Here is a 23509-nt window from a genome sequence, read left to right as displayed (position 1 = left end):
AGGTTTGACAAATGAAATCGAATTGTGATATAACTTGGTTTAATTGCATATGACAAATGCTATGATGGACATGACGACGGGGAAGGGTTTTCCTTAACCGCGCAGCAGTAGAGGAAGGAACCAAGCTTTCAGAGAGCCGATGGTTGGTGAGAATCGGCAGTTGCCCTTCATTCGAAATACCGTCCGGAGCAGGGGAAGAGAACACGGCATAAGGTGGCCTATCGCCGGCGAGCCTGTATGCTAACGTAAGTAGCTTCCTATCGGGTCTGACCCGTTATCGTTGCAAAGTGAAAGCAGAGACAAGAGCTGTTTCGGTTTCGGATACAGCATTCGTGTTCTCGGCTTTAATTAGGGTGGTACCGCGAGCAGCAGCCTTCTCGTCCCTTTGTGGATGCGAAGGCTTTTTTGTATTTATTTCATAAAGAGAGGGAGTCAGGAATACGATGGATATTTTAAAGGAATTGCAGTACAGAGGATTGATCCAGCAGCTCACCGATGAAGAAGGCTTGGCCAAGAAATTGAGCGAAGAGCCCGTTGTCCTCTATGCAGGCTTTGACCCGACCGCGGACAGCCTTCATATCGGTCATTTGCTGCCGATCCTATGCTTGAAACGATTCCAGATGGCAGGTCATCTTCCGATTGCCTTAGTAGGCGGCGGGACAGGATTAATCGGAGACCCGAGCGGCAGATCGACAGAACGCTCCTTAAACACGCAGGACATTGTAGAAGAGTGGGTAGGAAAGCTGCGGAATCAGCTGTCCCGATTTCTGGATTTTGATTCGACCGTAAATCCTGCACGGATGGCCAATAACTACGACTGGCTGGGGAACTTGAACGTTATCACGTTCTTGAGAGATATCGGAAAGAACTTCTCCGTTAACTACATGCTCGCTAAGGACAGCGTAGATTCTCGTCTGAGCAACGGGATTTCGTTTACGGAGTTCAGCTACATGATTTTGCAGGCTTACGATTTCTACCGGATGAACACGGACATCAACTGCTCCTTGCAGGTAGGCGGAAGCGATCAATGGGGGAATATTACGGCGGGGCTCGAGCTAATCGGCAAAACGACAGGCAATAAAGCTTTCGGTTTGACAATGCCGCTTGTAACGAAGAGCGACGGCTCTAAATTCGGTAAAACGGCCGGCGGAGCAGTGTGGCTTGATCCTGAGAAAACATCCCCGTACCAGTTCTACCAGTTCTGGATCAACACACACGACAATGACGTTGTGAAATTCCTGAAATACTTCACCTTCCTGTCGCATGAGGAAATCGAGCGTCTGGAGGAGCAAGTAAAGACCAGTCCGGAGAAGCGGGAAGCTCAACGCGTGCTTGCCAAAGAGGTTACCGAGCTGGTGCATGGGGAAGAGGCGGCTCTAAGCGCCATCAAAATCTCCGAGGTGTTGTTCAGCGGTAACGTCAGCATCCTGACAGGCCGTGAAATTGAAGACGCGTTCCAGGACGTTCCATCCTCTGAAATCAGCGGAGAGACAGCTCTTATTGATCTGCTGATCTCGGTCAAGGCTGCTCCTTCGAAGCGTCAGGCAAGACAGGATATCGAGAGCGGTGCGGTATCGGTTAACGGAACGAAAGTGACGGATCTGGACAAAGTGCTTCAGCCAAGTGACGGGTTGGAAGGGAAATATATCGTTATTCGCCGCGGCAAGAAAAACTACTACCTGGCGAAGTTTGTGTAAAAATATATGGGGGCTCTTCTACCTATCGGCTGCATGGACCGGGGAATGAGGGCCCCTTATTTTTGTGAGTACAAGTTAGATCTTGGCATCCAAGGTGATTCAAGTGCGATGCAGGGGAGTCTCCAAATGTAAAAATACAATAAAAAACTGCCCTCCATAAATGAAGGACAGTTTGCAAGCCATAGATTAACGGCTGTAGAACTCGACGATTTGTTTTTCGTCAATTTCTTGAGGCAATTCGGAACGCTCAGGAAGACGAGTGTATTTACCTTCTACTGCAGCGTCGTTGAATTCCAAGTAAGCTGGCAAGTAGTTGCGGTTAGCCAAAGCTTCTTTAACGGAAGACAGACCGCGGCTTCTTTCACGAAGACCGATTACATCGCCAGTGCTTACAGTGTAAGAAGCGATGTCGACTTTTTTACCGTTAACGGTAATGTGACCGTGAGAAACCAATTGACGAGCGCCTGCACGGGAGTTAGCAAAGCCAAGACGGTAAACCAGGTTGTCCAGACGGCTTTCCAGCAGGATCATGAAGTTTTCACCGGCGATACCTTGGATTTTGTTAGCTTTGTCGAACAAGTTGCGGAATTGCTTCTCGTTCACGCCGTACATATGACGCAGTTTTTGCTTCTCTTGCAATTGAACGCCGTAGCCGCTCATTTTTCTGCGTTGTCCTGGACCGTGTTGTCCTGGAGGGAATGGGCGTTTCAATTCTTTACCAGTGCCGCTCAGGGAGATACCCAGACGACGGCTAAGTTTAAATTTAGGACCTGTGTAACGTGACATGTATTGTGAGCTCCTTTAATAATTAGAATGGTGGTTGTTGTATCCTCGGGTGAAACATATGCTCAATTTTGTTTAAAGCCTGTGGATATAAATCCGGCACCTGACAAGAATCTCAGCCGCTGTCCTGTCAGCAACAAAATCGGTGAGGGTGACACATGCTTCCACCATAAGTATGATTTCTATTAACAAGTAAACATACTTATCTCGACTTCTAATTCTATAAGAAATTGCCTATCGATGTCAAGTAGTCCGCCTTGATATCTTGCGCATGAACATAGACTTTTTTCGCTTTGCTTATGTTAGGAAATGAATTTGAAAAGTGGTACAATGTTATAATGTAGAAGGGGGAATGTTCTTTGGCCGAATGGAATGTCCGGCATTTGTCCGACATTTTGCAATCCTGGGGACTGTTGGGACATCTGGCAGGGGCGATATTGGCTTATGTGCAGACGGTGGTGCCGTTTGTGCCTTTTGTTGTGGTTGCAGGGGCTAACGTGCTGCTGTTCGGAATGTGGGCGGGCTTTGCCGTCAATTATACGATGTCGGTATTGGGAGCCATCACCGCATTTTGGGTTGCGCGCAATTTTGCAAGAGATTGGGTAGAAAAAAAGCTGGAACACTATGAGTATATCGGGAAATTCAATCAAAAGCTCGAACAGAACGGATTTCTTTACATAGCGATTTCGCGAATCATTCCTATCCTGCCATCGTTTGCGATTAATTTGGCGGCAGCGGTTATGAAGGTAAGGACCAGGGATTTCATATTGGGAACCATGGTCGGCAAACTGCCTATGATTTTTTTGGAATCGTTAATAGGCCATGATTTGCTGCATTTTAGTCACAATAAGGGCAGACTTACCCTGTTGGTGCTTATTTTTGTCGTCCTGCTCATTATCGGCAATATTTATAAGAAAAAATGGTTTGACAGCGAAAAAAACAAATCTACGTAGAATGACCAATTAGAGAAGGAGGCCAAAACAATGCGTGATCCCAGATTACAGCAGTTGGCAAAAAATATCGTAACGTACTCGCTGGATGTACAGCCCGGTGAGAAAGTATTGATCGAAATGATCGGCTCCGAAAGTGAGATCGTGAAGTGCCTGATTGAAGAAGTGTACGCCCGCGGAGGACAGCCATATGTCGAGCTGGTCGAGCCATCCGTGAGAAGCTCCTTATTGCAATCGGCCACCAAAGAACAAATCGAGCACTGGGCTGCTATGGACTTGAAGCGGATGCAGGATATGAACTGCTATGTCGGTATCCGTGGCGGCTCCAACGTAAGTGAACTGTCGGACGTTCCCGAAGCGCAAATGAAGCTGTACGAGATGTACTACAGCAAGCCTGTACATATGGAGCAGCGCGTCAAAAAGACACGCTGGGTCGTCCTGCGCTATCCTAACGCTTCTATGGCCCAGTTGGCTACCATGAGCACGGCCAAATTCGAGGATTTCTACTTTAATGTATGCAATCTCGATTACGCCAAAATGTCGGTAGCGATGGATCCGCTGCAGGAGCTTATGAATCGTACGGACCGTGTCCGAATCGTATCGCCAGGTACGGACATTCAATTTTCCATCAAAGGCATCGGTTCGGTCAAATGCTGCGGCAAACGCAACATTCCGGACGGAGAGGTGTATACGGCCCCTGTCCGTGATTCCGTTAACGGAGTGATCCATTACAACACGCCTTCGGTGAAGTCAGGCATTACGTTTGAGAATATTACCTTCCGTTTCGAGAACGGGAAGATTGTCGAAGCGACATGCAATGATACGGAAAGATTGAATAAAATTTTGGACTCGGACGAAGGCGCCCGTTACATCGGCGAGTTCAGCCTTGGGTTCAACCCTTATATTTCAACCCCGATGAAGGATACGTTATTCGATGAGAAAATTGACGGCAGCCTTCATTTCACCCCTGGCCAAGCCTACGAAAAGGCGGATAACGGTAACCGTTCCTCGGTACATTGGGACCTAGTCCTAATTCAACGGCCGGAGTATGGCGGCGGAGAAATTTATTTTGACGACGTGCTGATCCGCAAGGACGGCCGGTTCGTCATTCCTGAACTCGAAGGCTTAAATCCTGAGCATTTGAAATAGTAGTTGCGTGTTAATCTTTTCCCATGTATCATACAAAGTAAGCGATTTAATCGTTTACCAATGTTATTGATCGCATGGAGGGATTCAATATGTCAAGTGCCAACAACGCTGCTATTGTAGAAATTTCGCAAACTGCTAACAAATTTAGATCTTCCATTGTTTTACAGTATGATAATAAGTATATCGATGTAAAAAGCATCCTGGGCTTGTTCACTACTTTGCTGACAAGCAGCCACTATGATCTCCATGTTCATGGACCTGATGCGGAGGAAGCTAAAAAAGCTATGGCTGAAGTATTTGCGAAGCACAATCTGCAAATCAACAGCATCCAAGATTAATCGTACATAACGGTATTTCCATCGATGGATGGGAATGCCGTTTTCTCATTAGAGGCTGCCGCCAGCTGTAGCGTGATGAACAGGAAAAAAGAGACAAGTATAAAAGTAGATGCTCCGCTCTCTTGTGTATTGATGCGATTTCGACTAATATTAAGCTATGAACTCGTACGTACAGGGGGGGAAGCTTGATGTCATCATCCGAATTGTTACTTGGCTTGTCACAGAAAGCCCTTTATCTTCTTCAAGAGGATGCAGATAAAATTGAGAAGCTCATCGAAGTACAGATGGAGAACTTAACGACACGTAAATGTCCTCTGTATGAAGAGGTATTAGATACACAAATGTATGGTTTATCGAGAGAAATTGACTTTGCTATCCGGGCGGAGCTGATTACAGAGACCGTGGGCAAACAAATCCTGGTAAAGCTCGAACGTAATCTTGCTCAGCTCTATGAAGCTTTAAACAAAAAAGAGTAGCCTTCGTCATTGAAGGTTACTCTTTTTTGTTTGTTGGAATAGAAGCGCGCGGCAGTTATACCAGGTAGAAAGCAATCCCCAGGATGCAGTAAACGACCAGCAGCAGAACGCCTTCATACCAGTTGGTTGTTCCATCCTGGGAGATAGATTTGGCTATAATGACGGCTACGCCTATAGCTACAAGCTCGAAGGTACTGAATACGATGTTCATCGTTTTTCCAAACAGCATAGACACAAGGACAAGCACGGGAGCTACGAACAAGGAAATTTGCAGACTGCTGCCAACGGCGATCTCGACAGCGGCTCCAATTTTATTCTTACGGGCCATCATAACGGCAGCGCTATGCTCTGCTGCATTCCCGATAATAGCAATCAGGAAGGCTCCGACGAACAGCTCGGATAAACCGAATTTATGCGTTATGCTCTCGAGGGTTCCGACCAGCCATTCGCTTTCGAATGCGACCATGACGGTAGCAAGGATCAGGAACAGAATGGAAAGGCCTTTGGACCAGGCCGGTTCGCCGTGTTCAACGACTTCGTCAGACAGCTCGTTCTTATGAGTCACCATAGAGAAAAACAGCCACAGCAGGTAAGCTACGATCAGGATGGTCGCTACAAGAATACTCATGTTGGCCGTTTCAAAGGTCGTCAGGCTTTTGGCGAAAGCGGCCGGAACGAACAAGGCGATTACGGCTAAAGTCATTAACGAACCGTTGTGGCTGGCGAGCTTCACATTAAAATGCTGCTCCTTGTATTTCAAACCGCCTACGAACAAGCTAAGTCCAAGAACAAGCAGCAGGTTACCGATAATGGAGCCGGTGATGCTTGCCTTTACGATATCGAACAATCCGTCCTTAACCAAAAAAATGGCGATGATCAGCTCCGCCGCATTGCCGAAGGTGGCATTTAAAAAACCGCCCAGTCGTTCTCCTGCATAGTGTGCGACGCTCTCGGTGGCTTTTCCCAAAAAGCCGGCAACGAACAAAATGGCAATGCAAGATATGATGAACTGAACGGTAGGAGATGCCCAACCGGAATAATGGGCAATGGCGCTAATGACGAAGCTTCCTATAAGCCCTATTTTAAACATATGGCGTTTCAAAACATTCACCTCATATGGTAAAGTAACCTTATTGAATAAAACCTATTCTAATATACCCATAATTTAGGATAAAGTAAACATGAATCCGAAGGAGAGACAGGGAATATGGATTTAAAGCTGAAGGGGAAAACCGCCGTAGTCACCGCATCCAGTAAAGGGCTGGGACGGGCTGTTGCAGAGCAGCTTGCCGCCGAAGGGGCGAATCTGCTGCTTTGCAGCCGAAGCGGGGAGGCAATTGCAGCGGCCGCTGAGGAAATCCGCAATCAGTACGGAGTAAAGGTAGAATCACTGGCAGTAGATGTCAGCCGCAAGGAGGACATCCAAGAGCTGATTGAACGGGCTTCGGCCCAGTTTGCCACCGTGGACGCGTTGGTGTGCAATGCGGGAGGCCCTCCAAGCGGGAGCTTTTTATCCTTCGATGATGCAGCGTGGGAGCAGGCATTTCTAGGCAACATGATGAGTGTCGTCCGGTTGATTCGAGGCTTTCACCCGTTTCTTGCAAAGCAGGGGGGCCGAATCGTCACTATTGCTTCCACATCGGTGAAAATGCCGATACCAGGGCTCGTATTATCGAACACGTTCCGGACAGGAGTCGTCGGGTTGATGAAAACCTTGTCGATTGAATTTGCGAAAGATGGCATTTTATTGAACACGGTTTGCCCGGGCCGTATCATGACAGATCGAATTATGGAGCTCGATTCCTTGAAGGCGGAGCGTGACAATCGAACCATAGAGGAGGTCCGGGAGACCCTTAGTCAGGACATCCCGCTAGGCCGGTACGGCGAACCGCATGAGCTGGCGACGATTGCAGCGTATCTCTTGTCCCCTCTGAACAGCTATATGACAGGGTCCGTATTCTACGTTGACGGCGGAGCCGTTAAGTCGTTATAAACGTTGGTCAGACGTCAGCTTGGACAAGTTGATTTCCCCGTTGGAAGTCATTACAATGGAACTATAACCCATTAAGGAGTGATCCGTATGTCCGAAGAAATTCAAGCAGGTCTCATTCGCATTTCAGATGATGTCGTTTCGACTATCGCAGGCTTGGCTGCGTTGGAGACTCCTGGGATCGCCGCAATGTCGGGAGGTATTTCCGAGGGACTAGCCAAAAGGCTTAGCGGCAAAAATGTGCAAAAAGGTGTTTCTGTCGAAGTAGGTCAGGTGGAAGCAGCTATCGATTTGCGAGTCATTGTCAATTACGGAAGCAAGATCCAAGAAGTTTGTCATAATTTGCAGTTGAACGTTCGCGAAGCTGTCGAGAATATGACAGGATTAACCGTCGTTGAAGTGAATGTGAAAGTGGAAGGCGTTGCGTTCCGCGAAGAAGAGGCCGTAGTCGCGGAAGATCTACATAGAGTGAAGTAATGATTTCCGCACCTCCTAACCTGCGCAAAGAGCACATCTCTACTGCGCCCGGGCACCAGGAAGCAGAAGAGGGACATAAAAAAGAGAGCCGATTCAGGCTCTCTTTTTCTTTGCAGGTTCTTTATCAGGCTTGTTATATTCCCTAGATAAGCTTAGTAAGATGCCGACACTGGTTAACATAACAAGCATGGAAGAGCCGCCGTAGCTGATCAATGGCAGTGGAACTCCGGTCAGCGGAATGCTTCCAGTAACTCCTCCCAGATTGATCAACGCTTGAATCGCGATCATTCCGACAATGCCGACGCCAGCTAAAGTACCGAAAGGGTCCTTGCAGCGGACGGCAACGGTCAATCCGCGCCATAAGAAGGCTAAATAAATGAAGATGAATAAGGTGGCACCAACAAAGCCAAGCTCTTCACCTATGATGGAAAAAATAAAGTCTGTGTGCGCTTCCGGCAAATAATTCAGCTTTTGAATCCCTTGTCCGAAGCCTGCTCCGGAGAAGCCTCCATGTCCAAGCGCATAAAAGGATTGAATAAGCTGATAGCCGGAAACCAGCGGATCGGCCCACGGATTCAAGAAGGACGTAAAACGGTCGATTTTGTAGCTGTCGCCCTTGGATTGAATCATATGAATGGCAACAGCTACGGACATGACCCCTGCGCCTGAAATACCTAGGAAGAATAAGTGCTTTATGTTGGCTCCCCCTACGATGATAACGATGGCAGCACACATAACCAGGATCATGGTAGAGCCAAAATCAGGCTGCAGCATAATTAGCGCGGATATAAATCCGACAATGACAAGTGCCGGTAACAGACCTTTTTGGAAATCATTGAATTTGTCCTCTTTTTTGCTTATTAAATTGGACAAATATAAAATAACGGCAAGTTTGGCGAATTCGGCCGGCTGAATACCGAAGCTTCCGATCCTGAACCAGCTTCTGGCACCATTAATCTCGGTTCCGATGACAGGAACAAGAAGCAGCATGATGACTACGACGATGAACATGGGACGAACCCATGTTTTAAGCTTGTTGAAATCGATGTTCATACAAAAAAACATGGCTACGGTACCCAAAGCAACGAAGATCGCCTGACGAATAACCAGATACGAAGGATCGTTGACCGTTATCTTCGCACCGTCAATTTGTACAGAACGCGTATACGCCATGCTTGCGCTGAATACCATAGCCAAACCGAAGCAAACGAGCAAAAACGTTAAAAACAACAGCAAAAAATCCGGTGTTCCTCTTCGCGGGGAAGTCATGATGACCTCCGCTTATTCAGACAATTCGGTTTTGAGCTGCGACAGCTTTTGTTGAGCGATTTTCATTACGGAATCAGGAATCGGAGATTGATAATCCAATCCATGAGGGAAGGTTGCCACTCCGATGTAAACGTCTTCTATGTAAAGAATGGCGTAAGGAGACTCCAGTTTGCCGGATTCAACACGGGTATTTATGCGCAAAAAGTAATCTTTGTGCGACGCATTGTCGGTAATTTTCAAATCGTAAGTGGCGCGGTAATATTCCCATTGCCAACGGACAAAGCCCAGTTTGGCTGTGCTTTCATCTAAATGGGCAAGATCGCTTTTAAGCCCTTTTAAGCCGCTATTTTCAATAATCACTTGTAAAAGCCCTCCTAGAAAGTCAAGTCCAAAAATTCTCATTTCTTTTTATCATGATAGTATGTTTCCCAAAGTTGTGCAAGCCTATTGCTAAATGTCCAAACGAAGACGCAAGAAAAATTTGAAATTCTTGTGACACATGGATGAAAGAAAGTACGGCATTTGGTAAAATAAGAAGAAGTCTAAAACCGGAGGTAATAGCCATGGAATCGCTAATGAACAAAGTGGATCTGTTATATCCGGAAATGGTGGGCTGGCGCAGATACTTGCATCAGCATCCGGAATTATCGTTTCAGGAACAAGAAACCGCGTCTTTTGTAGCCGCGCATTTGCGGGAATGGGGCCTGGAAGTGACTACAGGGGTTGGCGGGAATGGAATGGTCGGACGTTTAACGGGCCGCGGCGGTGACGGACCTACCATCGCGCTTCGCGCCGATATGGATGCCCTGCCGATCCAGGATGAGAAGAATTGCGAATTCTCCTCCAAAGTACAAGGTGTCATGCATGCATGCGGGCACGATGCCCACACGGCAACATTGCTCGGAGTAGCGAAGCTCTTGTCGGAGAATCGAGAGCAGCTCAAGGGCACGATTGTCTTCCTGTTCCAGCATGCGGAGGAATTAACCCCCGGAGGGGCTTACAGTATGATAGAAGAAGGAGCGCTCGAAGGCGTTGACTTCGTTTACGGGATTCATCTATGGACTCCGTTCCCGGTGGGAACTGCCTACTGCAGGCCCGGTCCTATGATGGCGGCAGCGGATGAATTTGAAATTGTCGTGAAGGGAAAAGGCGGGCATGGAGGACTTCCTCATGAAACTGTGGATAGCATAGCGATTGCTTCGCACCTGGTGGTCAATTTACAAACGATTGTCAGCCGTACCGTCGATCCGACTCAGCCCTGTGTCGTCAGTGTAGGCTCGTTTCATGGAGGGACGAGTTTCAATGTAATCGCAGAGAAAGCTTCATTGAACGGCACGGTCCGAACCTTCGATCCGAAGCTGAGGATGGAGGTTAAGGAAAGACTGGAGTCCATCGTAGAACAGACCTGCAGCATGTATGGAGCAGAAGTTTCCATCGATTATAAATTGGGATACCCTCCGGTTATAAACGATCCAGGCGAAGCAGACAGATTCTATAGAGCGGCCGCCAAGGCGGGGACCGCAGAAACATCGCCGCTTATCATGGCAGGGGAGGATTTTGCCTATTACCTTCATCATCGCAAAGGCTGCTTCATGTTCGTAGGAGCCGGCAATCCGGAGCTCGGCATTGTGTATCCGCATCATCACCCGAAATTCGATATCGACGAATCGGCAATGGCTGCGGCGGCCAAGTTGTTTATCGGTATGATTGACGACTGCCAGAAGGAATGGAATTCCGATAAGTGCTAAACGTCAGGGTGCATGCTGCGCATGGTTTAGGGAAAATCTATGGTTGCACAGAAGGGCAAGCACCCGTGGGTGATTTGTTTTTCTAGACAACTTCCTTGGGAGGGATTTTCCTTGAGTAGAGCATTGAAGGATATCATGACGACAGATTGCTCGACCGTCACCTTACTGGATAATATTTATGAGGTTGCCGTAAAAATGAAGAACGAGGATACCGGCTTCATTCCCGTTGTGGAAGGCAAGAAGCTGATTGGCGTTATAACGGACCGTGACCTCGTTATTCGCGGCTTTGCTGAGAAGCGGGAAGGTTCTACTTCCGTTAAAGAAGTCATGAGCAGCAATCAGATTACTGCCGCCTCCCCGGAAACGACGGTGGATGAAGCCGCCAAAATGATGGCGAAGCAGCAAATTCGCCGTCTTCCGGTATGCGAGAACGGCGAGCTGGTAGGTATCGTTTCGATCGGTGACCTCGCCGTAAGGGATAAATTTGAAGATGAAGCCGGAGAAGCATTGAGTAAAATTTCCTCGGACGGAGTTAAGGCCTAAATCGCAGATCATCCCATTTATAAAGGATAAGCAAATCGTTCTTCTATTACAGAGGAACGATTTTTGCTGTTTATACCGAAATTGTTATTGTAATGTTAACGTGTGCATTATATAATAAGGTTGGTAGAACGATTGCTAATCATCTTATGAAAATAAGAAAAAATGGAAGGTGACAAACACGAATGGATAAAGTGCGTATCGGTTTGATCGGTGTGGGCAACATGGGTAAGGGCCACACAGAATATTTGGTGAACAACCAAGTCAAGGGTGCAGAGCTGACAGCCATTGTGGATACCGACGCTTCACGCCTGGAATGGGTAAGAAATAATCACGGCAGTAAAAATATTCAACTGTTCGATAATCTGGATGCATTCTTCGCATCGAAGGCATTTGACGCAGTGATTGTCGCAACGCCTCACTACGATCATCCGACTTCTGCAATTAAAGCGTTTTCTCACGGATACCATGTGCTGGTAGAAAAGCCTGCTGGCGTTTATACAAAGCAAGTGCGTGAAATGAACGAAGCTGCAGCCAAATCGGGTAAAGCCTTCGGTATTATGTATAATCAGCGTACGAATCCTCTCTACCAAAAGCTGAGAGATTTGATTACATCCGGTGAGCTTGGCGAGGTTCGCCGCACGAACTGGATCATTACGAACTGGTACCGCTCACAAAGCTACTATGATTCCGGCGGCTGGCGCGCAACATGGGCGGGCGAAGGCGGCGGTGTCCTGATCAACCAAGACCCGCATCAGCTTGACCTGTGGCAGTGGACTATCGATATGATGCCTAAGCGTGTCAGAGCATTCTGCGGATTCGGCAAATATCGCAATATTGAAGTGGAAGATGACGTAACCGCCTATGTGGAGTACGAGAACGGTGCTACCGGCTTGTTCGTTACTACGACAGGGGAAGCTCCGGGGACGAACCGTTTTGAAGTTACAGGCGACCGCGGCAAAATCGTTATCGAGGACGAGAAGCTAACCTTCTGGCGCTTGCGTACGCCTGAGCCGCAATTTAACAAGGAATACACCGGCGGTTTCGGCTCCCCCGAGTGCTGGAAGTGCGAAGTACCTATTAAAGGAGTGCCGGGCCCGGGCCATAAAGGCATTACGCAAAACTTCGTCAACCACATTCTGAACGGAACGCCGCTCCTGGCTCCAGGGGAAGAAGGAATCAAAGGCTTGACGCTTTCCAATGCGATGCATTTGTCCTCCTGGATCGATAACTGGGTGGATCTTCCGATCAATGAAGATTTGTACTACGAGAAGCTTCAGGAGCGCATCAACAACTCCACCTACAAAAAAGAAACCAAACAGCTTGAGATGGACGTTAAAGGAACTCATTAATCTTCCATTCATACCAAAAGGTGCTCTCCATGGGGCGCCTTTTTCTTTTACAACAGCAACATGACTTGACAGATTATAAAAATTGGTATATAAATGGAAGTAAGTAAATGATAAATTCGATGACGAGAAAGAGTAAACTATGATGTTGATCCCCAGAGAGCCGGTGATTGCTGAAAGCCGGTGTTCATGTCCTAGTTGAAAATCATCTCGGAGAAGTGAAGCTGAAAGGTCAATCGAGTAAGCTTAACCGGGGGTCCGCCGTTACAAGGAACGCGTATGATGGTACGTTGATGAGTGCTGCGCCGCTTTATGCTGTGGTGCGGAACAAGGGTGGTAACGCGAGCGATGACTCGTCCCTTCTGGGGGACGGGTCTTTTTTGTTTTTACGACAAAACTGGGAAGGTGACTGTGATGAGGAATGTAGACCCTAAGGAAAAAGCGAGAAGCAGGGAGCTTCGCGTTCTTGAGCATTGGCAGCGGCAAGGCACGTTCAGGAAATCAATCGAAAACAGGGAAGGCAAGCCGAATTTCGTGTTCTATGAAGGGCCGCCGACCGCAAATGGTGCACCTCATATCGGGCATGTTTTGGGCCGGGTCATCAAGGATTTTATTTGCCGGTACAAAACGATGACAGGTCACCAAGTCATCCGCAAAGCAGGCTGGGATACGCACGGTTTGCCAGTTGAGCTCGGTGTAGAAAAGCAGCTGGGCATTTCGGGCAAGCAGGAAATCGAGCGATACGGCGTAGCCGAATTCGTCGCTAAATGTAAAGCAAGCGTATTTGAATACGAAAAGCAATGGCGGGAACTGACGGAGGCCATCGGATATTGGACGGATATGGAGCATCCGTATGTTACCCTGGATAACAACTATATCGAGAGCGTCTGGTACTTGCTGTCGGAAATCCACAAGAAGGGGCTTCTGTACAAAGGCCATCGCGTCAGTCCATATTGTCCGTGCTGTCAAACGACGTTAAGCTCTCATGAAGTGGCGCAAGGCTATGAGGATGTCAAGGATTTGTCAGCGACGGTGAAGTTTAAACTAACAGGCCGGGAAGAAACGGTGCTGGCATGGACGACAACGCCGTGGACGCTGCCTGCAAACGTAGCCTTAGCGGTGAACAAGCAAATTACTTATGCCAAAGTGCTTCAGAACGGCGAAAGCTTCATCGTTGCCGAAAATCTGGTTGAGAAAGTGATGAAAAGCGATTATGAAATCTCAGGCACCATGAAGGGCGAGGAGCTGGTGGGACTGCATTACTCTCCGCCTCTGCCTTACGTTAAAGCTCAGAACGCCTATGTAATCATTGACGGTGATTTTGTAACGGATGCAAGCGGTACAGGAATTGTTCATATCGCTCCTGCGCATGGTGAGGATGATTACAGGGCTGCAATGAAGAACGGAATCAGCATGCTAAGCGTAGTCAATACGGCCGGGCGCTATATTGATGAAGTGACGGATTTGGCAGGCCGGTTCGTCAAGGATTGCGACGTCGATATTGTAAAGCTGCTGGCCGAGCGAGGGCTTTTGTACTCCAAGGAGAAATACGAGCACAGCTATCCGTTCTGCTGGCGCTGCAAATCCCCGCTGCTCTATTATGCTACGGAGAGCTGGTTCATTCGTACGACGGCAGTCAAAGAGCAGCTCCTTGTCAACAACCGGGAAGTAGCGTGGTACCCCGAGCATTTGCGGGATGGCCGATTCGGGAACTTCCTTGAAGAGCTCGTCGACTGGAATATAAGCCGGAACCGGTATTGGGGGACGCCGCTGAACGTCTGGGTATGCCCGGATTGCCAAGGCGAGTACGTGCCGTCGAGCGTAGCTGATTTAAAGGATAAGGCTGTTACGGAGGTGGCTGCCGATTTGGAGCTGCACAAGCCGTTCGTGGATGAAATCAAGCTGAAATGCCCTCATTGCGGCAAGGGGTCAATGGATCGCACGCCTGAGGTCATCGACGTATGGTTCGACAGCGGTTCTATGCCTTTTGCTCAGTATCATACTCCATTTGAAAATAAAGAAATGTTTGAACGGCAATATCCTGCGGATATGATCTGTGAAGGGATTGATCAGACAAGGGGCTGGTTCTTCAGCCTATTGGCAGTCTCTACGCTCTTTAATGGAAAAGCACCATATAAAGCGGTTCTATCGACAGGACATATCCTGGACGAGAACGGCCAGAAAATGTCCAAAAGTAAAGGGAACGTCATCGATCCATGGGAGATCATCAATGAATTCGGGACGGATGCATTCCGTTGGGCCTTGCTGTCGGATAGTGCGCCTTGGAACAGCAAACGGTTTTCGAAGCAGATCGTGGCAGAAGCCAAATCCAAGGTTATCGATACCATCGTGAATGCGCACGCCTTCTACACCCTTTATGCTTCGATTGACGGTTACAAGCCCGGAGAGCATGACAGTGTCCAGAGCAGCCATATTTTGGACCGCTGGATCATATCCCGATTGAATCGATTGGCCGCGGCTGTAGGCAAAGGACTGGAAGCCAACGACTTCCTGAATCCCGCCAAGGCGATAGAAGGCTTCGTCGATGAGATGAGCAACTGGTACATTCGCCGCTCCAGAGACCGGTTCTGGGGGAACGGTCTTACGGAAGATAAGCTGGCCGCTTACCAGACGCTTCGAACTGTGCTGGTGACGATGGCGAGGCTCATGGCTCCGTATACGCCTTTCTTGTCTGATGAATTGTATCTGAACCTGGGTGGAGAAATGGATAGCGTACATCTCGCTGATTACCCTCAAGCTGAAGCCGGACTAATGGATTTGCGGCTGGAGCAGGAAATGGAGATGGTTCGGAACATAGTGGAGCTTGCGCGCAGCGTCCGAAACGAAAGCGGTGTGAAAACGCGGCAGCCGTTGTCCGAGCTCATCGTCGCTCTTGACCAGACCGTCGATTTGTCCGGATACGAGTCCATCATTAAAGAGGAAATTAATGTCAAAGCCATTCGATTAGAGCACAGCGCAGAAGGCTTCGTCGACGTTTCTTTGAAGCTGAATTTAAAGACGGCAGGGCCCAAGTACGGCAAACACGTTGCCGAGCTGCAGCAGGCTTTGCGTACCCGATCTGCCAAGGAGGCTGCGGATATTGTCCGGGCAGGACACTATCTGCACCATACAAGCAGTGGAGAAGTGCTCGACATTCCTATAGAAGAGCTGCTGGTTGAAAAGGTCGCCAAACCTGGATTTGCCTCTGCTTCCGGTTACGGTTTGACAGCAGCACTAAATACAGAGCTGACACCCGAGCTTGAGCAGGAAGGGCTCGTGCGTGAATTAGTGCGGGCTGTGCAGGACTATAGGAAGCAGCTCAATCTTGCCGTTGATCAGAGGATCCATCTGGAATTGGATGCGGACTCTGAAACCCAAGAAGCCGTGGAGCGGTTCGAACATGTTTTGAAGGAGAATGTGCTTCTGAATCATTATAGCTTTAACCGGCGGGAAGAAATGGAGTATGTAAGCTTGGGAGAAGGGCACAAGGTAGGCTTGTTTATTCAATAATACAAAAGAGCGGAGGCGCATTTGGCACTTCCGCTCTTTTGTATTTTGTTACCCTACTTCCTTTTTTTCTCGAACGCGGCATCGTAGTCTTTCCATAGCCCTTTTTGAGCTTTACGTGCAGCTTCCTGATCTTTTTTGAACAAATCTACGTATTTGACATTGGGTGGGAAGGTTGCCATTCTTGCATATCCCTCTTGCACCAAGGTCCGGTTAAACAGCTCGTCACCAATCCACACATAAGCGAGATAACGGTCATACTGGTCGCGCTTCTCCACGTCCCACTCCAGCTCGACAGTCTTGTTCTCCAAACGCTTGGCCGTATAGTCCGATGCTTCTTTACCATAGAACATGACGGGGGTATCCGCTTTTTTAGTCTCGGGCGTGTCTACTCCAATCATACGGACTCTTTCTTTTTTGCCGTCTTGATTGATTTCGAACGTATCACCGTCAATCACCCGTTCTACCTTAACCGGCTCGCGGCTATCTTTGGAAAGGGCTTTCTTTTCGTTGCATGCGGACAGAAAGACCGACATGCACATTAGCAGTACCGCAGCAATGACCCCGCATTTTTTCATTCCGTCACCCCATCTGTTAATCCGCGCTAATTCCTTATTGTAGTGCCTGGCCAATCCGCTTGTAAAGAGAGGATGTTTAAATATTCCTTTTTCCCCTCATACTATAATGAATAGGGCAATCGAGTAATTACGACAAAGTTCGGGAGGATTGAAGGAATGCAAATCGATTCCAAACGGCCGCTAATTGTGCAAAGTGATTTTACGATTTTGCTGGAAGTTCGCCATCCCCAATTTCATGCCATTCGCGCCGGATTAGCGCGGTTTGCAGATTTAATCAAAACACCGGAACATATTCATACTTACCGTATGTCGGCTTTGTCGCTGTGGAACGCGGCGGCTGCAGGGATGACGACAGAGGATATCACATTATTTCTGGAGGAAAACGCTAAATTCGGCGTTCCGCATACGATCAAACAAGACATTAAGAGGTTTGTGGAGCGCTACGGCTTGATAAGAATCGAGAGCTTGGGAGAGGATTTGCTACTGATTTCCGATGATGTGGAAGCGATTAAAGAAATGGTTTCATTCAGATCGCTCCGTTCTTATGGCTTATGCCAGGTAGACTCGAGAACACTCCGATTCTCGGCAGCGTACCGCGGGGCATTGAAGCAGGAATTGATTAAGCTGGGCTATCCTGTAGAGGATTTGGCCGGCTACAGCCGCGGGGAAGAGCTTCCGATTCGACTAAAGTCCGAAGGAAAAGCGGGAAAAGCGTTTCAGCTGAGAGATTACCAGAGCTCCGCCGTGGAATCCTTCTACCGCGACGGTACGCTCCAGGGCGGCAGCGGCGTACTTGTACTACCCTGCGGAGCCGGCAAGACCATCATTGGCATTGCGGCCATGGGCAAATTAAACTGTGCCACCTTAATTTTGACGACCAACAGCACCTCCGTCCGCCAATGGAAGCGCGAAATTCTGGACAAGACGGATGCAACAGAGGACATGGTGGGTGAATACACTGGTCATATGAAGGACGTCAGGCCTATAACGATCGCTACCTATCAAATATTAACTTATCGCAAGTCCAAGAATGACCTGTTTAAGCATATGGATTTATTCAATAAAAGGGACTGGGGCTTGATTGTGTACGATGAGGTCCATTTGCTCCCCGCACCGGTATTTCGCGTTACAGCGGATATTCAGGCGACCAGAAGATTGGGGCTGACCGCCACGCTTGTCCGGGAAGACGGCAGGGAAGAGGACGTCTTCTCTCTTGTCGGCCCCAAGCGATATGATATGCCATGGAAGGAACTGGAGGAAAAGGGCTGGATAGCTTCCGTCACCTGTACCGAAATCCGCATCCCGCTCCCAGAAGCCGAACGCGATCAATATCTTGCTGCAGGGGCCAGGGCACAAATGAGAATTGCCAGCGAAAACCCGGCAAAGCTGGCTGTTGTTGATGAGCTTCTGGAGCGTCACCGCGGCGATCAAGTGATTATTATAGGTCAATATATCGATCAGCTGAAGCATATTTCCAAGGTAACCGGAGCGCCGTTGATTTACGGTCAAATGCCTCATGAGGAGAGGGAAATGTGGTATGGCAAATTTCGAACCGGTGAGCTTCAAACGATTATCGTTTCGAAGGTTGCCAATTTTGCGGTTGATTTGCCCGATGCCTCGGTTGCCATTCAGCTGTCGGGCAGCTTCGGCTCGCGCCAAGAGGAAGCGCAAAGACTCGGACGCATATTGCGCCCGAAGGAAGAGCTCAATAAAGCCAGCTTTTATTCTATTGTCAGTGCCGATACCAAGGAGCAGGAATTTGCATTGAACCGTCAGCTGTTCCTAATTGAGCAAGGCTATACCTACCGTATCGAGGAAAGAGGGGCGGACACGGTGAGAGCAAACCGTTTGCAAACGGCTCATCCAACGGAGAGACAGGAGGCTGTATTTCCATGAATCAGGCTGACTATTTGGCCAGGATACCGCAAACCCTGCGCAAACAAATCGAAGCGGAGGAGGTATACGCCCCTTGGCTGAGACAGGGACATACATTGGAGAACATAACCCAGAGCCAGGTCATCATGGAAACGGTCTATAACCAAATGACACAGCAGGAACGGCGGGTGCTGCAGCTCATTGTATCGGCTATTGGCAGTGAGCCTTTTGATAACGGGAGGCTGGACAAGCTGGCCGCTCGGACCATGTCAGGTGCGGATACGAAGGTCGGACTGCTGCTGCTGCTGAAAAAAGGCATTTGTTTTGCTTTCCGCAAATCGTGGGGAGAGCATGTATATCGGATGGCGATGGATACCCTTGCCTTGTGGCATCAAATTCTGTTCCCGTCTGAAGACGGGGAGGGCTCTGATGAACCCGCCCGTAATGACATTGAGATTACGCATACGGGAGGAAGAGGGCTCACGGAGGATCTGTTTCAAACGCTAGTCTATCTCGGGCAGCAGCCGATCAAGCTAACCAAGGGCGGATCGATTCCGAAACGGCAGCTGCAAAAATTGGGCGAGCTCATCTCTCTCAACGACGAATGGTTAGAAGGAACCGGCATAAAATATGTTTATGCGGACCTCTACTCTTACAAAATAGCGGTGATGATGGAATGCCTGACCCGGCTTCAATTGATACGGAGCCACGCAGAAAGCCTCGAGCTGGATGGAGGAAATGTAAGAAGCTGGCTGCAGCAGCATGAGACTGTTCAAACAGCGGCCCTGTACCGAACATGGAAGTCAGCGGTTTTTCCGGGCGAAGCTTGGATGCAGCATGCGGTTCTTTGGCTGGATGGGAAGACAGAGGAACGATGGATCTCTTGGCAGCAGCTGGAACTGTGGCTTCAGACTCACCAGCTTCTTCCGAACGAACCGGATGGAGAAAGCGCTGAAACCAGACCGGAAGCATTCGAACGTATGTGGCTTCTTCCGCTTATTGCATTTGGCTGGCTGGAAAAAGGGATGGACCGCATGGGCTCCCTTTATTACCGTTGGCGGCGACATCCGTTGAATACCTCCTTAGCGGTTGAAGAGGATGCTAAATTGTATGTGCAGCCTGATTTTGAAATCCTGGTTCCACCCGATGTTTCTTATTCCTTGCGATGGGAGCTGGCCCAGTTCTCGGATCAGCATACCTTTGATGCACTATCCATATATAAGGTTAATAAAGAAAGCATACAGAGAGCCCTCGAGAACGGGCGTACTCTGGAAGAGATGTTGGATTTTCTGACGCTTCATTCCATGTACGAAGTGCCTGAGAATGTAAAGCTGACTTTGGAGCAATGGGCCAAGCCGTTTGGCCAGCTGCAGCTTGCCAAGGTCATCCTTTTACGCTGCGAAACCGTCGAGGCGGCTGATACGGTGAGGAAGCTGACGGCGTCATCGGACTGCTTCCTGGAAGCTATCGGTGACAAGGCATGGATCGTAAAAGCGGATCAGCTGGGCTCTTTAAGAGCTATTCTCGACAAAGCAGGCTGGATGCCCGGCAAGCTGGTCTTGCTCGACGGATCGGCTGAGGGTGTTTCTGAGGCGAAAGGAAGCATGGAAAAGCCGGCGGCGGGCGCAAACGGAAACGGCGAATCTGCACAGGCAGAATGGAGATTGGATTTAACGGTCAAGGGATTCCTGTATTCCCGACATAATATAGGGCTTTACGAGATGGAGCAGCGTCTTCCTCATATCGCCGAGCTTTACCCTGATTTGAACGGAATCCCGTCAAGCTGGATGAAGGATTATCGTACCTATCACGCATCTACCCGCAGGGAGATGGTCGAGAAAGCAATGGAATGGAAGGCGGCAGTCCAGGTCCGCCATAACGGGCGGGACCGGCTTATTGCGCCTAGAAAGCTTCAGGAAACCCGCGGCACCTGGAGCATGATCGGGCTGGACCCGTCGGAAATGCAGGAGGTATGCTGGCTTGCTGATGATTGGCAGGAAATGAAAATGATCTTGCCTGGGATAAATGATAAATATTGATGCAACAAATGAGCCCAATGTATGATATGATAGACTTGTCTGGCCCGAATAAATATTGAAGATTAGGCAGGTGCTATTATGGCAGCTATTGAAGCTCAAACGTTGGACATGTCTGCCATTTTGATGCAGGCTTACAGCTTGGGTGATTTGATTAAAGACTCCGCGGAGACGGCGGATTATTTATATTGGAAGAAGAGAAAAGAAGAAGACCCGCAGGTGCAGGAGCTGCTGAAGCTGTTCCAGAAGAAGAAGGATCTGTTTGAAGAATGCCAGCGCTTCGGGCATTTTCATCCTGATTACCACAGTGCGCTGGAGCAGGCCAGGTCCATTCAGGAACAGCTGGACAGCTTGGAGACCGTCAGAAGGTTCAAGGAGGCGGAGCAGCGTCTTGACGAATTGCTCTTCTCCGTATCGGAGACGATAGCCCGCAGCGTATCGGACACGATCAAGGTACCGAGCAACGATCCTCTTGCTTCTGGGGGCGGCTGTTCCTCGGGAAGCTGCTCTTCCGGTGGCTCTTGCTCAGGCAACTGCGGATAGCTCCTTACAAGGTTTGCCGGGGGGCCTTCCCAAGGCCCCTCCGCTTTCTTTGCTTTTCCCCGCGGCATCCTTGTGCCATTTGCGATTTACATAATCAGTAAGCAAAGATGCCAGCGCTTCCAATTTTACAAGATCGGATTCTTCGTTAGTTCCGAATTCATTATATTTATCCTCCCGTTAGAAAGAAGGGTTGACTATGTTTATCGATCGAAGCGGTCTTATCGTTTGGTTCAGTGATATTAAAGCCGCAGCCAAGCAGCTTGAACGCTATGGAAGCGTCCATTTTATTTCCAAAAGAATGCATTATGCAGCCATGTATGTCCACAGCAGCAAGCTGGAGGAGACGATGAAGCAGCTGCAAAAGCTGCCGTTTGTAAAAAAGGTGGAGCGTTCCTACCGTAACGAAATCAAGACAGAATATACAAGCAATATGCCGGATAAAACCCGATTCTACAGCCTGTAAATCAAGATGTACCGGGAAAAAGCTTTCTTTCGAGAAAGCTTTTTTATTTTCTTTTCTAAAGATTTTTTTATTTGGATTCATATTTTAAATCAAGTAAAATGAAAGTGCTATCGATTTTGTACATAGGCGAAAAGGACCAATTTAATGGGCGAGGGGTTGTGATTTATGAGAGATAAAGCAGCACACCGTTCCAACAACTGCGATCCGTACTTTGTTGCCCTTGGTGATAAAAAAATTACGGATATCGTAATCACAAATCATGCTCGGATCCGCTGGACTGATAGGGTGGAGAACCGGAAAACCGGATTCGACGACATCTGCGATTTTTTATGGAGCAAGCTTAAAGAAGGCAGGATTAAATCTTATTACAAAAACGGCGAGGACGTTTTTTTGGTGGATGAGGATCTTGTTATGGTCGCAGAATTTACAACCTTTGATCCGGATACAATGTACGGTCAGCATCGGCTGCACCGTATGGTTATCGTTACATTTTTAGGCCGCATGTCCGAAACGATTGAGTTAAGAGACCTGAAGTCCTATTATTCCTGGCTTCGACATTCGCGCAGAATGACATTAATAAAAAACAGCCGCAAAAGAAGGTAAGCGCCTTCATACAAAGGGGTTGCCAAAGCTTTCCGCTTCAACGGGCGGAAGGCTTTTTTCTGTTTATGAGCATGGTTCCACCAGATGTGGCAAGGATTGGAGGCGTTCCCTTTTGAGTCGCACTTTTCTTTGCTATAATAGGGCTACAATGCAAGTTGGAGGTAGTAGGAGAGATGGCACTTAATTTTCACCAGCTTCATATTTTTTATACGGTTGCGGAAAAAGGGAGCTTTTCTCATGCTGCTCAAGCCCTTCATATGACACAGCCTGCAGTAACGATGCAGGTTCAATCGCTTGAAGACTATTTTGGCACCAAGCTGTTCAATCGCTCCACCAAAAAAATTGAACTGTCGGAGGCGGGAAGAACGCTGCTACCTTTTGCAAAGCGCAGTATAGACTTGATGAAGGAAACGGATATCAGCATGTCCAGGTTTACCCATATGCTCGAGGATAGGCTTTATTTGGGTGCGAGCATGACCGTAGGCGAATATATATTGCCTAGGCTGCTGGGTCCTTTCGGCAAAGAGTATCCGAACATCTCCGTTAGCATGAAAGTCATTAATACGAGGCAAATATTGGAAGAAGTACTCAACCATCAATTGAACTTCGGCTTGGTAGAGGCGGAAATTCACCATCCCGATGTCCATACGGAAGCCGTCATGAACGATGAGCTCATGCTCATTGTTCCTAAAGATCATCCTTTATCCGGCAAAAGCACGGTGAAGATGGAAGAGGTTCTGCAGTATCCTTTCGTGCTTCGGGAACAGGGCTCGGGAACCAGAAGAGTTATGGAGGAGGAGCTGGCAAGGGCGGGCATTGACCCGGGAAACATGAAAATCGTGATGGAGCTTGGAAGTACAGGAGCAGTCAAATCGGCGGTTGAAGCCGGTTTGGGGATATCCATTCTCTCCCAGTCCTCCGTGAAGCATGAGGTTGCCCTCAAGGTGCTTGAAGTCAAGCAAATCGAGGGAATCCACTTCAAGCGAAGCTTTTATGCCATCTATTTGAATTCGACGATATTGCCGATCGCGGCGGTTACTTTCGTATCGTTTTTGCGGGAGCGCGATTTAAGTCAGTGGATTTGATGCTTTGGAGCATGTAGCTTTTGTTGTTTGTACATAAAAAGGGGGACGAAACG

Annotated in this window: 22 protein-coding genes and 1 other annotated feature; of the genes, 17 read left to right on the top strand and 5 right to left on the bottom strand. The window is 48.5% G+C overall.

Going from position 1 to position 23509, the window contains the following annotated elements; genetic code table 11:
- Positions 1-443: 443 nt before the first annotated feature.
- A complete protein-coding gene (gene tyrS / locus B1728_RS11540; protein WP_079910367.1) occupies positions 444-1697 on the top strand; it encodes a tyrosine--tRNA ligase in 1254 nt (417 codons plus the stop codon).
- 186 nt (positions 1698-1883) lie between these two features.
- Here tyrS and rpsD read toward each other — a convergent pair whose 3' ends face one another.
- The gene (rpsD, locus tag B1728_RS11535) at positions 1884-2483 is read right to left on the bottom strand and encodes a 30S ribosomal protein S4 (RefSeq protein WP_079910366.1); all 600 of its coding nucleotides are present in this window, start codon (positions 2481-2483) and stop codon (positions 1884-1886) included.
- A 356-nt stretch (positions 2484-2839) separates the two neighbouring features.
- Between rpsD and B1728_RS11530 the strand changes: the two genes are divergently transcribed.
- The 4 genes from B1728_RS11530 (at position 2840) to B1728_RS11515 (ending at position 5393) form a co-directional block, all read left to right on the top strand.
- Positions 2840-3433 carry a TVP38/TMEM64 family protein gene (locus tag B1728_RS11530; protein ID WP_079910365.1) on the top strand — a complete coding sequence of 198 codons (594 nt, stop codon included), beginning with the start codon at positions 2840-2842 and terminating at the stop codon, positions 3431-3433.
- A gap of 30 nt (positions 3434-3463) precedes the next feature.
- Positions 3464-4579, top strand: a complete 1116-nt coding sequence (locus tag B1728_RS11525) for an aminopeptidase (protein WP_079910364.1) — start codon at positions 3464-3466, stop codon at positions 4577-4579.
- An 89-nt stretch (positions 4580-4668) separates the two neighbouring features.
- Entirely contained in the window at positions 4669-4917 is a 249-nt protein-coding gene (locus B1728_RS11520) for an HPr family phosphocarrier protein (RefSeq protein ID WP_079910363.1), read from the top strand.
- Positions 4918-5105: 188 nt separating this feature from the next.
- On the top strand, positions 5106-5393 hold the full coding sequence (locus B1728_RS11515; protein ID WP_079910362.1) for an Fpa/YlaN family protein: 288 nt from the start codon (positions 5106-5108) through the stop codon (positions 5391-5393).
- A 55-nt stretch (positions 5394-5448) separates the two neighbouring features.
- On the opposite strand, the gene cax is transcribed toward B1728_RS11515, so the two are convergent.
- Positions 5449-6483, bottom strand: coding sequence for a calcium/proton exchanger (cax, locus tag B1728_RS11510; RefSeq protein WP_412973909.1), 1035 nt, complete (start codon positions 6481-6483; stop codon positions 5449-5451).
- Between the two features lie 117 nt (positions 6484-6600).
- Here cax and B1728_RS11505 point away from each other — a divergent pair, with 117 nt between their 5' ends.
- Together B1728_RS11505 and B1728_RS11500 are read left to right on the top strand one after the other, a co-directional pair.
- The gene (locus tag B1728_RS11505; protein ID WP_079910360.1) at positions 6601-7386 is read left to right on the top strand and encodes an SDR family oxidoreductase; all 786 of its coding nucleotides are present in this window, start codon (positions 6601-6603) and stop codon (positions 7384-7386) included.
- A gap of 87 nt (positions 7387-7473) precedes the next feature.
- Positions 7474-7860, top strand: a complete 387-nt coding sequence (locus B1728_RS11500; protein WP_079910359.1) for an Asp23/Gls24 family envelope stress response protein — start codon at positions 7474-7476, stop codon at positions 7858-7860.
- A 93-nt stretch (positions 7861-7953) separates the two neighbouring features.
- Here the strand turns inward: B1728_RS11500 and ftsW are convergent, their stop codons facing one another.
- Positions 7954-9129, bottom strand: a complete 1176-nt coding sequence (gene ftsW / locus B1728_RS11495) for a putative lipid II flippase FtsW (RefSeq protein WP_079910358.1) — start codon at positions 9127-9129, stop codon at positions 7954-7956.
- 12 nt (positions 9130-9141) lie between these two features.
- Positions 9142-9489 carry a YugN family protein gene (locus tag B1728_RS11490; protein ID WP_079910357.1) on the bottom strand — a complete coding sequence of 116 codons (348 nt, stop codon included), beginning with the start codon at positions 9487-9489 and terminating at the stop codon, positions 9142-9144.
- Positions 9490-9692: 203 nt separating this feature from the next.
- On the opposite strand from B1728_RS11490, the gene B1728_RS11485 reads away from it, so the two are divergent.
- The 4 genes from B1728_RS11485 to ileS all read left to right on the top strand — a co-directional run bounded on the left by B1728_RS11485 (position 9693) and on the right by ileS (position 16276).
- The gene (locus B1728_RS11485; protein ID WP_079910356.1) at positions 9693-10877 is read left to right on the top strand and encodes a M20 family metallopeptidase; all 1185 of its coding nucleotides are present in this window, start codon (positions 9693-9695) and stop codon (positions 10875-10877) included.
- Positions 10878-11012: 135 nt separating this feature from the next.
- On the top strand, positions 11013-11420 hold the full coding sequence (locus tag B1728_RS11480; protein ID WP_192705992.1) for a CBS domain-containing protein: 408 nt from the start codon (positions 11013-11015) through the stop codon (positions 11418-11420).
- A 182-nt stretch (positions 11421-11602) separates the two neighbouring features.
- Positions 11603-12769, top strand: coding sequence for a Gfo/Idh/MocA family protein (locus tag B1728_RS11475; protein ID WP_079910354.1), 1167 nt, complete (start codon positions 11603-11605; stop codon positions 12767-12769).
- A gap of 110 nt (positions 12770-12879) precedes the next feature.
- Positions 12880-13130: a binding site (T-box leader), on the top strand.
- Positions 13131-13180: 50 nt separating this feature from the next.
- Positions 13181-16276, top strand: a complete 3096-nt coding sequence (gene ileS / locus B1728_RS11465) for an isoleucine--tRNA ligase (RefSeq protein WP_079910352.1) — start codon at positions 13181-13183, stop codon at positions 16274-16276.
- Between the two features lie 53 nt (positions 16277-16329).
- Here ileS and B1728_RS11460 read toward each other — a convergent pair whose 3' ends face one another.
- Positions 16330-16851: a thermonuclease family protein gene (locus B1728_RS11460; RefSeq protein WP_079910351.1), complete on the bottom strand. Its 522-nt coding sequence runs from the start codon at positions 16849-16851 to the stop codon at positions 16330-16332.
- A gap of 156 nt (positions 16852-17007) precedes the next feature.
- On the opposite strand from B1728_RS11460, the gene B1728_RS11455 reads away from it, so the two are divergent.
- The 6 genes from B1728_RS11455 to B1728_RS11430 all read left to right on the top strand — a co-directional run bounded on the left by B1728_RS11455 (position 17008) and on the right by B1728_RS11430 (position 23456).
- On the top strand, positions 17008-18747 hold the full coding sequence (locus tag B1728_RS11455) for a DNA repair helicase XPB (RefSeq protein ID WP_079910350.1): 1740 nt from the start codon (positions 17008-17010) through the stop codon (positions 18745-18747).
- On the top strand, positions 18744-20765 hold the full coding sequence (locus B1728_RS11450) for a helicase-associated domain-containing protein (protein WP_079910349.1): 2022 nt from the start codon (positions 18744-18746) through the stop codon (positions 20763-20765). The genes B1728_RS11455 and B1728_RS11450 overlap by 4 nt, the downstream gene beginning before the upstream one ends.
- A gap of 78 nt (positions 20766-20843) precedes the next feature.
- Entirely contained in the window at positions 20844-21305 is a 462-nt protein-coding gene (locus B1728_RS11445; protein ID WP_079910348.1) for a YlbF/YmcA family competence regulator, read from the top strand.
- A 196-nt stretch (positions 21306-21501) separates the two neighbouring features.
- Entirely contained in the window at positions 21502-21768 is a 267-nt protein-coding gene (locus B1728_RS11440) for a YlbG family protein (RefSeq protein ID WP_079910347.1), read from the top strand.
- 165 nt (positions 21769-21933) lie between these two features.
- The gene (locus tag B1728_RS11435; protein WP_079910346.1) at positions 21934-22371 is read left to right on the top strand and encodes a hypothetical protein; all 438 of its coding nucleotides are present in this window, start codon (positions 21934-21936) and stop codon (positions 22369-22371) included.
- A 173-nt stretch (positions 22372-22544) separates the two neighbouring features.
- Positions 22545-23456, top strand: a complete 912-nt coding sequence (locus B1728_RS11430) for a selenium metabolism-associated LysR family transcriptional regulator (RefSeq protein ID WP_079910345.1) — start codon at positions 22545-22547, stop codon at positions 23454-23456.
- Positions 23457-23509 lie beyond the last annotated feature (53 nt).

Source organism: Paenibacillus sp. 32352 (assembly GCF_002042965.1).
In the GTDB taxonomy this organism is placed as follows: Bacteria; Bacillota; Bacilli; order Paenibacillales; family NBRC-103111; genus Paenibacillus_S; species Paenibacillus_S vulneris.
This window is presented reverse-complemented; position numbering and strand designations above follow the sequence as displayed.